Here is a 12,098-nt window from a genome sequence, read left to right as displayed (position 1 = left end):
ATGTCCACCACGGCTGTTCCCGACGTCGCGGTCGCCCCTGTCGACGAAGGCTTCTGGACCCGTACCCGCAAGGTCGGCCTGGTGCTGGTGGGCCTCGGCCTGCTGGCCACCGTGCTGTTCGGCGCGTTGGCCACCGGCGAACAGGCCCGCTTCACGCTCAGCGAGGACGCCGCAGGTGCCGCGCTGGAGGTCAACGGCACCGTCGGCGCGATCGTCTTCGGCCTGATCGCGCTGGCCGCCGGTGCGGCAATGCTCGCCGGCCTGCCGAAACGCCTGTTCATCCCGGTGCTCGCCGTCGGCCTGGTCGCCTTCGTGCTGTCCTTCCTGTGCTGGCAGGTCTCCGCCGCACCGACCGGGCAGAACTTCATGCCGCTCGTCAACATCGTGCGGGGCACCTTCCTGCTCGCCCTGCCGCTGATCTTCGGGTCGCTGGCCGGTGTCCTCTGCGAACGATCCGGCGTGGTGAACGTCGCCATCGAGGGGCAGCTGCTGATGGGCGCCTTCAGTGGCGCGCTGTTCGGCAGCATCTCCGGCAGCGTCTGGGTGGGCCTGCTGGCCGCCGCCGTCGGCGGGTCGTTCATCTCGCTGCTGCTGGCCGTGTTCAGCATCCGCTACCTGGTCGACCAGGTGGTCATGGGCATCGTGCTGAACCTGCTGGCGGTCGGCATTACCGGCTTCCTGTACGAGCGGCTGATGCAGACCGACGCCGCCAGGTACAACAGCGCACCGCGCTTCAGCAACTGGGAGATTCCGCTGCTGTCGGACATCCCGGTGCTCGGCCCGGCGCTGTTCCGGGGCAACATCTTCCTCTACCTGGCGCTGCTGCTGGTGCTCGTGATCCACATCGCGCTGTTCCGTACCCGGTGGGGTCTGCGCACCCGGTCGGTAGGTGAGCATCCGACGGCCGCCGACACCCTGGGCGTGCGGGTGCTCGGCCTGCGCTACCGCAACGTGATCATGGCTGGTGCCGTAGCCGGCATCGGTGGTGCCTCCTACACGCTTGCCCTCTTCTCGTTCACCAAGAACATGATCGGTGGCAAGGGCTTCATCGCGCTGGCCGCGCTGATCTTCGGCCGGTGGAGCCCGACCGGCGCGCTGCTCGCCGCGCTCTTCTTCGGCTTCGCCGACCAGTTGGCCACCTACCTGGGGGCGATCAACAGTGTGATCCCCGGCCAGTTCCTGGCCATGCTGCCCTACCTGGCGACGATTCTGGCCGTGGCCGGGCTGGTCGGCCGGGTACGGGCACCGGCCGCCGACGGCAAGCCGTACATCAAGGGCTGACCCAGGGAGCGGACCATGGAAATCGACTGGGAGCGGCTGCGGACCGCCGCCACCGAGGTGATGCGGCACGCGTACGTGCCGTACTCGAAGTTTCCGGTCGGCGCGGCGGCGCTCGTCGACGACGGCCGGGTCGTGGTCGGCTGCAACGTCGAGAACGCCGCGTACGGCGTGGTGCTCTGCGCCGAGTGCGGCGTGGTCTCCTCGCTGCACGCCACCGGCGGCGGTCGGATCGTCGCGCTGTCCTGCGTCGACGCCACCGGCGAACCGCTGATGCCGTGCGGACGCTGCCGGCAGTTGCTGTGGGAGCAGGGCGGACCGGAATGCCTCGTCGAGGCCAAGGGCGGCCCGCTGCGGATGGCCGAACTGTTGCCGCACGCCTTCGACGTGGCCGACATCGAGGCGGTCACCGGGGAGCGGCCGGTACCTGTGGTGCCCGACCGGCTGGCCGCCTGGCGGGGCCGGGGCACCGTCTTCGTGCACCCCGATCTTTCCGACGGCCAGCAGGTCTGGACGGCCTACTGGGAGCGCTCGGCCGGTGACGACGCGGGCGCCGAGACCGGGGTGCTGGAGGAGGGCCCGAGCTGGGACGACCCGGCGGAGGCGATCGGCTGGGGGTTGGCGCGGACGCCCCGGGTGGTGGTGGTCGACGCGTCCGGCACGATCTTCTGGGCGGGTGAGGGTGAGCCGCCTACGGAGATTCCGGTTCGGTGGTCTTCTTGATCTTTGGTTGCGGTTGGGGCCGGGGCCGACCGTACCCGGCTCCGGGCGGTCAGGCTTGATCCCTCCGCCGGGCACGGTCGGCCCCGGCCCGTCGTGGTCACCGGCCGCGCGACGGTCACGGCGGGATGGGCGCGACGTACGACTTTGCATTGCAGACGACTAGGGAAGATCTTCTGATGAGTGGGTTTGCGGCTGTTGATGTCATTCGGGTCAAGCGTGACGGGGGGGTGTTGTCGGACGGGCAGATCGACTGGGTGGTGGACGCGTACACCCGGGGGGTGGTGGCCGACGAGCAGATGTCGGCGCTGGCCATGGCGATCCTGCTCAACGGCATGACCGGCCCCGAGATCGCCCGCTGGACGGCCGCGATGATCGCCAGTGGCGAACGGCTCGACCTGTCCGCGGTGACCCGGCCGACTGTCGACAAGCACTCGACAGGCGGGGTCGGTGACAAGATCACTCTGCCGCTCACCCCACTCGTCGCGGCCTGCGGGGCCGCGGTCCCGCAGCTGTCCGGGCGCGGGCTCGGGCACACCGGCGGCACGCTGGACAAGCTGGAGTCGATACCGGGTTGGCGGGCGGCGCTGAGCAACGAGGAGTTCACCGCGCAACTGCGTGACGTCGGCGCGGTGATCTGCGCTGCCGGCTCGGGGCTCGCCCCGGCCGACCGCAAGCTGTACGCGCTGCGTGACGTCACCGGAACCGTCGAGGCCATCCCGCTGATCGCCAGCTCGATCATGAGCAAGAAGATCGCCGAGGGCACCGGCGCGCTGGTGCTTGACGTGAAGGTGGGCTCCGGCGCGTTCATGAAGTCGGTCGACGACGCCCGGGAGCTGGCCCGGACCATGGTGGAGCTGGGCGGTGCACACGGGGTGAAGACAGTCGCCCTGCTCACCGACATGTCCACCCCGCTGGGACGGGCCATCGGCAACGGCATCGAGGTGACCGAGTCGGTGGAGGTGCTCGCCGGTGGTGGGCCGGCCGACGTGGTGGAGCTGACCCTGGCGCTGGCCCGGGAGATGCTCGACGCGGCCGGCCTGCCGGACGCCGACCCCGCCGCCGCGCTGCGCGACGGTCGCGCGATGGATGTCTGGCGGTCGATGATCCGGGCGCAGGGCGGCAACCCTGACGCGCCGATGCCGGAGGCGACCGAGGTCGAGGTGGTCCGGGCCGACACGGACGGTCACGTCGCGGCTGTCGACGCGTACGCCATGGGGGTGGCCGCGTGGCGGCTCGGCGCGGGTCGGGCGCGCAAGGAGGACCGGGTCAGCGTGCCGGCCGGCGTGCTGCTGCACAAGCGTCCGGGTGACCCGGTGCGTGCCGGGGATCCCCTCTACGAACTGCGGGCCGAGCGGGCGGAGCTGATCCCGGCGGCGCTGGCGGAGGCGGCTCGGGCGGTGACCGTCGCGGCCCGACCGCCGGCCGCGACGCCGTTGGTGATCGAACGCGTCGAGTGACGAAACCCCGGTCCCGCCCATGGTGTCGGAGCGTGAGGGCCGCTATTCTCGCAGGCCAGGGGGGACCGTCGGCGTCGAGCCAATGTGACCAGACAGGGATGTTGCCGTGATCGTGCCTGCCCCTGACCCCCGCGAGGTGCGTGAGGCGAGCCTGGACGAACTGTCCCGGTTGCGGCTGCCGCTGCCGCCACCGCAGTTCCCGCTGGTCTGGGAGCCGGGTGATGACATCGAGTTGCGGCCGACGGCGGAGATCGAGGCGCGGATCGCGGTGCTGCACCTGATCCTGGCCCGGTGCTTCGGCATGCCGCCCCAGGCCGCGATGAGCTGGCTGCTCGCCTCGCATCTGGTGGAGATGGTCACGCCGCCGGAGTTCCAGTTCGTCACCGGGGCCAAGGGCGACCACCGCTCCTTCGTGCTGCACCATGACGCGCTGTTCTCCCTGGCCTGGGTGCTCGGCCTGACCAAGCAGCTGGATCCCACGATGCCGGCCGACGACCGGCTGGTGGAGCGGCTGCCGCACATCGCCGAGGGGGAGACCTTCCGGCAGTGGCGGTCCCGGATCCTGGCCGCGCCGCAGCACCCGGCGGACGCGGCGGCCCTGCTGGACCTGCACTACTGCCTGGACTGGTCGTACCTGGAGGTGAGCCGCGCCGGCCGGTCCCTGCCGGGTCTGGTGGACGCCAACGCGATAGGTCAGCGGCGGTGGGCGCTTGAGTGGGCGGTGATCCTGCGCGGGCCGTACCACGACGAGCCCCCCGGTTGGGAAGAGGTCGACCTCTCCACCTAGGCCGGGCGGTACGTGCCGAGCCGGACCGCCACTGTCACCCGGGCCGGCTCGCCGAGGGTGTGGATCCGGGCGGCCAACCCCGCCGGGTCGGTGTGCCAGGCGCTCGGACCCATGCCGACCAGGGTGGCCACCTCGCTGCCGGAGAGCGCCAGCTCCTGCCGGTGCACTGTCGTCGACTCCTCGGTGAAGTGCCCGGCCAGGCTGGCCGCCACCCGGTCCGCCTTGGCCGGATCAACCCGGAGCAGGCCGAGTGCGGCGACAAGTTCGGTGAGATGGTCGGTGGCCGGGGTCACCACCAGCAGCCGCCCGTCGGGGGCGAGCACCCGGCGGAACTCGGCACCGTTACGGGGTGCGAAGACGTTGAGCACCAGCGCAGCCGAGGCGTCCGCCAGCGGTAGTCGCTGCCAGGTGTCGGCAAGCGCGGCGGTGACCCGTGGGTGGGCGCGGGCGGCCCGACGTAGCGCGGGTTTGGCGATGTCCAGCGCGAGACCCACGGCCGTGGGCACGGCCGTCAGCACCGCCGCGAGGTGCCGGCCGGTGCCCGCGCCCGCGTCCACCACCAGGGGGTACGCGTCGTCGGACGCCGGGGCGGCGTCGGCGAGGGCGGTGGAGATGACGTCGTAGTGACCGGCAGCCAGGAAGTCCGCCCGGGCGGCGACCATCTCGGCGGTGTCGCCGCTGTGCGGGGCACGACCGGTGAGCAGGTTGACGTAGCCCTGCCGGGCGATGTCGAAGCTGTGCCGACGCGGGCAGCGCAATGCGTGGCTGGTGCCGGCCGGGGCGAGGTGGAGCCCTTCGCCGCAGACCGGGCACCGCAGCCGTTCGACCACCCGTGGGTCCGGTCCTGCTGCGTTCACCTGGCCATTGTCCCTACCGGTCAGGTGCCGGCGCAGTGGCGGGGACTAGGGTCGACCCATGACCACGAGTCTGCGGTACGAGGACATCGTCAGGGCACCGAAGGCATTGCTGCATGATCACCTGGACGGCGGCCTGCGCCCCGCGACGATCATCGACCTGGCCGCGGAGGTCGGTCACGAGCTGCCCACCACCGACCCGGCGGAGCTGGGGCGCTGGTTCGTGGCGGCGGCCGACTCGGGTTCGCTGGAGCGGTACCTGGAGACCTTCGCGCACACGGTCGCCGTCATGCAGACCGCCCCCGCGCTGCGCCGGGTGGCCCGGGAGTGTGCTCTCGACCTGGCCGCCGACGGGGTGGTCTACGCCGAGGTGCGGTTCGCCCCGGAGCAGCACCTGGAGCAGGACCTCACCCTCGACGAGGTGGTGGAGGCGGTGCTGGCCGGCTTCGTCGAGGGCAGCACGCTCGCGGCCGAGGCCGGCACGCCGATCCGGGTCGGCACGCTGCTCACCGCGATGCGGCACGCGGCCCGTTCGCAGGAGATCGCCGAGCTGGCCGTACGACACCGTGATCGCGGTGTGGTGGGCTTCGACATCGCCGGTGCGGAGGCGGGTTTCCCGCCCACCCGCCACCTGGACGCCTTCGAATACCTCCAGCGGGAGAACTTCCACTTCACCATCCACGCTGGTGAGGCGTTCGGGTTGCCCTCCATCTGGCAGGCGATCCAGTGGTGCGGCGCCGACCGCCTCGGCCACGGCGTACGCATCGTCGACGACATCACCCCGGGCTCGCCGTCGCAGCTCGGCCGGCTGGCCGCGTACGTACGGGACAAGCGGATCCCGCTGGAGCTGTGCCCGTCTTCGAACGTGCAGACCGGCGCGGCCCCGTCGATCGCGGAGCATCCGATCGGGCTGCTGCGGGACCTGCGCTTCCGGGTGACCGTCAACACCGACAACCGGTTGATGAGCGGCACCTCGATGTCCCGGGAGATGGCACTGCTCGTCGACGCGTTCGGCTACGGCTGGCGCGAGATGCAGTGGTTCACGATCAACGCGATGAAGTCCGCCTTCATCCCGTTCGACGAGCGACTGCGGATCATCGACGACGTGATCAAGCCGGCGTACGCGAAGCTGCTGGGCTGACCCACGCGCGGCCGGTGGTCAGCCGGTCTGCGGCGGATGGCCGGCGGCGAGCAACCGGGCCACCCGGCGCAGCACGTCCCGGCCACGGGCGGCCTCCGCGCCGAGCCCGGTCTGCCGACGCAGCACGGCCGGCTCGGCGCGCAGCAGAGCGACCCCGCGCAGCAGCAGCACCCGTGGGCCCTTGCGCTGCTCGGCGAGGTCCCGGGCCAGTCGGCGGAGGAATGTCGCGCTACGCGGTCGACGCAGGGCGTACGCCCCGGCGAGAAGTCCGCGACGCCGACACTCCTCGGCTATCTCGGCAGCGAAAATCCCTTCGGCCACGAAAAGTGGCGAACTGGCCAGCTCGAAGCACCGAGTGGCCACCCGCCGGTCCTCGTTGATGGCATACACGGGCACATCCGCCCGGCCGTGCCGGACCAATTGGTCAATAACCTCCACCGCCGCCTCGGCGTCCCACGAATCGGGCGACTCCCAATCGATCTGACCGTTCCGTCTCGGTAACGTTGGGTCATCGCCGTCCTTGTAGAAATCGTCCAAACAGAGCACTGGCAGCCCGGTTTGCTGGGCTATGTACGACTTTCCGGAGCCGGATGGGCCAGCCAGGAGGACGACTTGGTGCGGATGAATCATTACTTCCAGTAACTCCGAACAGACGGTCCGCGATCAAATTGCATCAACATCTCATCACACCTCCGGCTGGGGCCAACCTGGGCTTTCTCTTTCCGTGGCGGCGTGATGGAATCTCGGATGGTCCGACCCGCCGGGTCGGCTGCTGGGCGTTGTCCGGGGGCAACGCGGACGCTGCAATCACGAGGGCGGTGACGTGAGCAAACGGCCGAAGACGGCAGGTTCTCTCCTGTCGCGTCTACGCCGGCCGGCAGGTCGGCTCCGCGACATGCCGATCTGGTCCAAGCTCGGTCTCATCATGATCGTGCCGACCATCGCCACGGTCGTCGTGGGCACCAGCGGTCTGGTCGACCACCTGGACGCGCTCAACGACGCGAACCGGGCCGGTGACCTGGCCGAGCTCATCGGCCACTCCGGCGAGCTGGTGGACGGCCTTCAGGATGAGCGGACCGCGGCCGTGCTGCTGCTGGGCCTGGACCCGCAGCGCAGCACCGCGGCGCAGAAGGAGGCGGCGGCCAACCGCTACAACGAGGTCTCAGCGCGGGTCGACCAGGACAAGGCCCCCTACTCGCAGCAGCGGTCCGACCTCAGCGATCTGCCCGTCAGCCTGAACGGGCTGCTCGGCCAGATCGATCAGGGTCTCGGCGACCTGCCCGGCGCCCGCAGCCAGGTGCTCAACGGAAAATTCCGGATCACCGACGCGCTCCAGTCCTACGACGAGCTGATCAACCAGCTGCTCACCGTCCGGGACTCGGCCAGCCAGCTGGCCGGTGACAACGACCTGAGCGACCGGATGCGAGCTGCCGCGGCGGTGGCGCGGGAGAAGGAGTGGCTCTCCGTCCGCCGGGTGGTCGTGCACCGGGCGCTGATCCTGGGTGGCATGAGCTCGACCGTGCGGACCGACTACATCTCCAGCGAGACCGGTCAGCAGCAGGCGCAGCAGAGCTTCGACGCGGTGGCCACCGAGGCGGAGGCGGAGTTCCACGCCCAGACCATCGGCGGCGGCGACCGCCGACAGGCGACGATCTACATCAGCCAGGTCAACGCCGACAACTCCCAGAACCTCGCCGGCATCTCGTTCACCCCTCAGCAGTGGGACGAAGCGCTCGTCGCCAACGGCAAACTGATCCGCTCGGTCGAGTCGAAGTTCGACTCCGACGTGGTGGAACAGGCCGGCGACCTCCGCTCCGAGGTGCAGCGCACGGTGTTCCTGGAGACCGGCCTGCTGCTCACGATGCTGCTGCTGGCCATCTTCCTGGCGTTCCTGGTGGCCCGCTCGATGGCCCGCTCACTGCGTGAGCTGCGTCAGGGTGCCCTCTCCATCGCCCAGTACGGGCTGCCCCAGGCGGTGGCCAGGCTGCGCGACCCGCAGGTCACCGGGCAGCTCTCGCCGGTGCAGCTGGCCAACCAGATCGCCGAACCACTGCCGGTCCGCAGCAAGGACGAGTTCGGCCAGGTGACCGAGGCGTTCAACGCGGTCCACCTGGAAGCCGTCCGTACCGCCGCCGAGCAGGCCGCGCTGCGGTCGTCGGTCGCGACGATGTTCGTCAACCTGGCCCGCCGGTCCCAGATCCTGGTCGACCGGCTGATCGGCCACCTCGACCGGCTGGAGCGCGGCGAAGAGGACCCGGACCGGCTGGCGGAACTGTTCCAGCTGGACCACCTCGCCACCCGGATGCGTCGTAACGACGAGAACCTACTGGTTCTCGCCGGTGCCGACTCGACCCGTGTGCAGCGCGAGCCGGCCGCACTCATCGACGTGCTGCGGGCCGCCCAGTCCGAGGTCGAGCACTACACCCGGATCGAGTTCGGGGTGATCGACCGGGACATCGAGGTCGCCGCGCACGCGGTGAACGACCTTGTCCATCTCGTCGCCGAGCTGTTCGACAACGCGACAGCCTTCTCGCCGCCGGACTCGCAGGTGCTCGTCGAGGCCCGCCGGGTCGGTGACCGTGCCTCGCTGTACGTGGAGGACCGGGGCATCGGCATCAGCGGCGAGCAGTTGGCCGACCTGAACGAGCGGCTGGCCACGCCGCCCCAGGTGGACGTCGCAGTCTCCCGGATGATGGGCCTGGTCGTGGTCGCCCGCCTGGCCTCCCGGCACGGCGTCAAGGTGGAGCTGCGACCGGGTAGCGACCGCGGCACGGTCGCCGAGGTCACGCTGCCGCCCACCGTGCTGGTGCCCCGGGCACTGTCCGGCCGTGGGCAGCAGCACCCCGCGCTGCCGGCGGCGGCCAGCCCCTCGTCCGGGCCGAGCCCGGCGTTCGGCGCGCTGGCCGCGCTCGGCAACGGCGCGCACCCGCCTGCCCCGCCCGCCGCGCGCACTCCTGGCGGTTCGGGCAACCAGGTGACCCTGGGTGGTCGGCCCTTCGACCCGGCCAGCCGTAACGGTTCCGGTACGCCGACGACCGTGGGCAGCGGCGGCAACCTGCCCGCCTGGTCGGACCTGACCGGTGCCAGCGGCACCACGGGTGGCAACGGCAACGGCTTCGCGCCACTCAGCTCCAACGGTCACCCGATCGACCCGCTGCCGCAGCGCCGGTCCACCGACGAGCCGGGCGGCCAGCCGCCGGCGATCCCGCGTCAGCTGCCGAGCAGCCCCGAGGCCGGGCCGTACGCTCCGCCTGCGGTGTCCGCTCCGCCGGTGCCCCCGGTGTCGTCGCCTCCGGTGTCCGGTACGCCGTACTCCGCTCCGCCGGTCTCGGCGGCCCCGGTCTCCGGTCACCCCGTGTCGGCCTCGCCTGTCTCGGGCTCGCCCGTCTCGACGCCGCCCGGTGGGCAACTGCCGCAGCGGCCCGTGTCGGCACCGAGCGCGGGTGCTGCCTCAGCACCCCCGGCCTGGCCACCGGTGGCTGGCGAGCCGGCCGCCCCGGCGGTGCCCGAGCGGCTGGCCGCCGCGCTGGACATGACCACGGAACTGCCTCGGGTGCAGCGTCAGACCCCGGCCCCGCGGCCGGCGCAGAACCAGCCGACCGCCCCGACGCCGCCGCAGGCCCAGAGCCGGCAGCGGTACGCGGACGAGACGATGGAGCTGCCGATCTTCCGCGAGCTGGAGTCGGCGTGGTTCCGTACCCGTCGCCCGGGCCCGGAGGAGTCGGCCGGTGCGCGTCAGCCGGCCACGGCCGGTGCGACGACCCAGCGGCTCTCCACTGTCGATGTCGGCAAACGGCCAGCCCAGCAGACCCAGACCGGGACGACAGGTAACGCACCGATGGCACAGACTCCGACGGGGGCGGGCGCGTCCGGCGGGAACGGCGCGGCAGCGAGCGGCGGGCCCCGGCCCGGCGCTGCCGAGAGCGCGCCCTCGCACCGCCCCACACCGCAGGAGAACATCTGGCGGACCGCGGCCGACGACGGTTGGCGGGCGGCCAGCGCCGCCAGCCAGGCGCCGCCGGCCGGCACCACCGAGACCGGGCTGCCGAAGCGTACGCCGATGGCACAGCTCGTGCCGGGCGCTGTGGAGAAGCCGACCACCTCGGTGCAGCGCCGTAACCCGGAATCGGTACGCGGTCTGCTCTCCGCGTACCACCGGGGTGTCCAGCGGGGACGCAGTCACCCCTCGGACAGCAACCCGACCGGCCCGGAGGGAACTCCGGGCGGGCAGCAATCCTCGCAGTCTGGCTCTGGCCCGGTGGCCGGGAGCGGGCAGAAGGAGCAAGAAGGATGACTAGTACGCAGGATCTCGGTTGGCTGCTGGCCAACTTCGCCGATCGGGTACCCGGTGTCGCGCATGCGGTCGCCGTCTCCGCGGACGGCCTGCTCCTGGCGTCGTCACGAGACCTTCCGCGGGACCGGGCGGACCAGTTGGCGGCGATCGCCTCCGGCCTGGTCAGCCTGACCCAGGGCGCGGCCCGCTGCTTCGAGGGAGGCGCCGTGCTGCAGACCGTGGTCGAGATGGACAATGGCTTCCTGTTCCTGATGTCGATTTCCGACGGCTCGTCGTTCGCGGTGCTCGCCGCGCGTAGTTGCGACGTGGGACAGGTCGGTTACGAAATGGCCCTGCTCGTTGACCGGGTGGGCGACGCCCTGACCCCGCAGCCGCGTACGGCTGTGGGGATGATGGGCTGATCGTCGCGCCGGCCGGTGGGGGCAGGCGGGGCGACAACATTGCATACGACGGGTAGCACCGGTCCAACCGGTGCCGGGTACGAAGGAGGTGAGCGGCAACATGGCTGATCGTGACGAGCCGACCGGCGCGCTGGTCCGTCCATACGCCGTGACCCGCGGTCGTACCCGTCCCCGCCTCGACATCGCCCTGGAGGCGCTTGTCGAGACGACGGTGCGCGGTCGGGCCGCTGCCACTGGCAACGGTGGCCAAGGCCGTGAGCACCAGTACATCGCCGCGCTGTGTGACGGACGCGTGCAGTCGCTCGCGGAGATCGCGGCGCGGATGCAGCTTCCGCTCGGCGTGGCCCGGGTGCTCATCGCCGACATGGCGACGGACGGCCTGGTCGCGGTCCACGAGCCGACCATCCTGGACGACTCGGACGACGCGGTGGGCACTGAACTGCTGGAGAGGGTGCTGAGTGGACTTCGCAGGCTCTGACATGTCGCACCGGCCGCCGGCCCCGAGCGGGCGCGTGACGTCGGCGAAGATCGTTATCGCCGGTGGATTCGGCGTCGGCAAGACGACGCTGGTCGGCTCGGTCTCGGAGATCACGCCGCTGACCACCGAGGCCATCATGACCTCCGCCGGAGTCGGCGTCGACGACACCCGGCAGGTGCCGGGCAAGACGACGACCACGGTGGCCATGGACTTCGGCCGTATCTCGATCGATCGTGACCTGATCCTGTACCTGTTCGGTACGCCGGGTCAGACCCGTTTCTGGTTCATGTGGGATGAGCTGGTGCGGGGCGCGATCGGTGCGGTCGTGCTGGTGGACACCCGCCGGCTGGCCGACTGCTTCGCGGCGATCGACTTCTTCGAGCACCGACGGCTGCCGTACCTGGTGGCCATCAACTGCTTCGACGGGATGCAGTACCACGACCCGCAGGACGTTCGGGAGGCGCTCGCCATCTCCAGCGACGTGCCGGTGGTGGCCTGCGACGCCCGGAACCGGGAGTCGACGAAGCACGTGCTGATCTCGCTTGTCGAGTACGTGCTTACGATGCGTCGCTCCCGGGCCGTCGCGCCCGCCTGACGATCGGCACCAGCGCCCGGTGACGGCTCCGCCGACACCGGGCGCTGGTTGGTGACCGGGTCCACTCGGTGGGCACCTGAGGGTGCCCAC

Annotated in this window: 11 protein-coding genes; 9 read left to right on the top strand and 2 right to left on the bottom strand. The window is 71.1% G+C overall.

Features of this window, described 5'->3' with window-relative positions; genetic code table 11:
* From Van01_RS10340 to Van01_RS10325, 4 genes are all read left to right on the top strand, one after another.
* Nucleotides 1-1,281 (top strand): ABC transporter permease, encoded by a 1,281-nt coding sequence (locus tag Van01_RS10340; RefSeq protein ID WP_204004962.1) that lies wholly within the window; start codon nucleotides 1-3, stop codon nucleotides 1,279-1,281.
* A gap of 15 nt (nucleotides 1,282-1,296) precedes the next feature.
* Entirely contained in the window at nucleotides 1,297-2,001 is a 705-nt protein-coding gene (locus Van01_RS10335; protein WP_204004960.1) for a cytidine deaminase, read from the top strand.
* 176 nt (nucleotides 2,002-2,177) lie between these two features.
* Nucleotides 2,178-3,458 carry a thymidine phosphorylase gene (locus tag Van01_RS10330; protein WP_204004958.1) on the top strand — a complete coding sequence of 427 codons (1,281 nt, stop codon included), beginning with the start codon at nucleotides 2,178-2,180 and terminating at the stop codon, nucleotides 3,456-3,458.
* Nucleotides 3,459-3,564: 106 nt separating this feature from the next.
* Nucleotides 3,565-4,245, top strand: a complete 681-nt coding sequence (locus Van01_RS10325) for a DUF4272 domain-containing protein (RefSeq protein WP_204004955.1) — start codon at nucleotides 3,565-3,567, stop codon at nucleotides 4,243-4,245.
* On the opposite strand, the gene Van01_RS10320 is transcribed toward Van01_RS10325, so the two are convergent.
* Nucleotides 4,242-5,102 (bottom strand): putative RNA methyltransferase, encoded by an 861-nt coding sequence (locus Van01_RS10320; RefSeq protein ID WP_204004952.1) that lies wholly within the window; start codon nucleotides 5,100-5,102, stop codon nucleotides 4,242-4,244. The genes Van01_RS10325 and Van01_RS10320 overlap by 4 nt on opposite strands.
* Nucleotides 5,103-5,160: 58 nt before the next feature.
* Here Van01_RS10320 and Van01_RS10315 point away from each other — a divergent pair, with 58 nt between their 5' ends.
* The gene (locus Van01_RS10315) at nucleotides 5,161-6,240 is read left to right on the top strand and encodes an adenosine deaminase (RefSeq protein ID WP_204004948.1); all 1,080 of its coding nucleotides are present in this window, start codon (nucleotides 5,161-5,163) and stop codon (nucleotides 6,238-6,240) included.
* 18 nt (nucleotides 6,241-6,258) lie between these two features.
* On the opposite strand, the gene Van01_RS32945 is transcribed toward Van01_RS10315, so the two are convergent.
* Nucleotides 6,259-6,630, bottom strand: coding sequence for a hypothetical protein (locus Van01_RS32945; protein WP_239098972.1), 372 nt, complete (start codon nucleotides 6,628-6,630; stop codon nucleotides 6,259-6,261).
* A 433-nt stretch (nucleotides 6,631-7,063) separates the two neighbouring features.
* On the opposite strand from Van01_RS32945, the gene Van01_RS10305 reads away from it, so the two are divergent.
* The 4 genes from Van01_RS10305 (at nucleotide 7,064) to Van01_RS10290 (ending at nucleotide 12,008) form a co-directional block, all read left to right on the top strand.
* Nucleotides 7,064-10,534: a sensor histidine kinase gene (locus Van01_RS10305; RefSeq protein ID WP_204004942.1), complete on the top strand. Its 3,471-nt coding sequence runs from the start codon at nucleotides 7,064-7,066 to the stop codon at nucleotides 10,532-10,534.
* Complete coding sequence (locus tag Van01_RS10300) at nucleotides 10,531-10,935, top strand: roadblock/LC7 domain-containing protein (protein ID WP_013731521.1); 405 nt, start codon at nucleotides 10,531-10,533, stop codon at nucleotides 10,933-10,935. Before Van01_RS10305 ends, Van01_RS10300 begins: the two co-directional genes overlap by 4 nt.
* Nucleotides 10,936-11,035: 100 nt before the next feature.
* Nucleotides 11,036-11,413 (top strand): DUF742 domain-containing protein, encoded by a 378-nt coding sequence (locus Van01_RS10295; protein WP_091634396.1) that lies wholly within the window; start codon nucleotides 11,036-11,038, stop codon nucleotides 11,411-11,413.
* Between the two features lies 1 nt (nucleotide 11,414).
* Entirely contained in the window at nucleotides 11,415-12,008 is a 594-nt protein-coding gene (locus Van01_RS10290) for a GTP-binding protein (protein ID WP_155215169.1), read from the top strand.
* The last annotated feature ends 90 nt before the right edge of the window (nucleotides 12,009-12,098 follow it).

The organism is Micromonospora andamanensis, from assembly GCF_016863495.1.
GTDB classification, from domain to species: Bacteria; Actinomycetota; Actinomycetes; order Mycobacteriales; family Micromonosporaceae; genus Micromonospora; species Micromonospora andamanensis.
This window is presented reverse-complemented; position numbering and strand designations above follow the sequence as displayed.

Coding starts and splice junctions, on each gene's coding strand:
- Van01_RS10300 (WP_013731521.1), top strand. CDS start 10,531: ATGACTAGTACGCAGGATCTCGGTTGGCTGCTGGCCAACTTCGCCGAT.
- Van01_RS10335 (WP_204004960.1), top strand. CDS start 1,297: ATGGAAATCGACTGGGAGCGGCTGCGGACCGCCGCCACCGAGGTGATG.
- Van01_RS10315 (WP_204004948.1), top strand. CDS start 5,161: ATGACCACGAGTCTGCGGTACGAGGACATCGTCAGGGCACCGAAGGCA.
- Van01_RS10330 (WP_204004958.1), top strand. CDS start 2,178: ATGAGTGGGTTTGCGGCTGTTGATGTCATTCGGGTCAAGCGTGACGGG.
- Van01_RS10340 (WP_204004962.1), top strand. CDS start 1: ATGTCCACCACGGCTGTTCCCGACGTCGCGGTCGCCCCTGTCGACGAA.
- Van01_RS10290 (WP_155215169.1), top strand. CDS start 11,415: ATGTCGCACCGGCCGCCGGCCCCGAGCGGGCGCGTGACGTCGGCGAAG.
- Van01_RS10295 (WP_091634396.1), top strand. CDS start 11,036: ATGGCTGATCGTGACGAGCCGACCGGCGCGCTGGTCCGTCCATACGCC.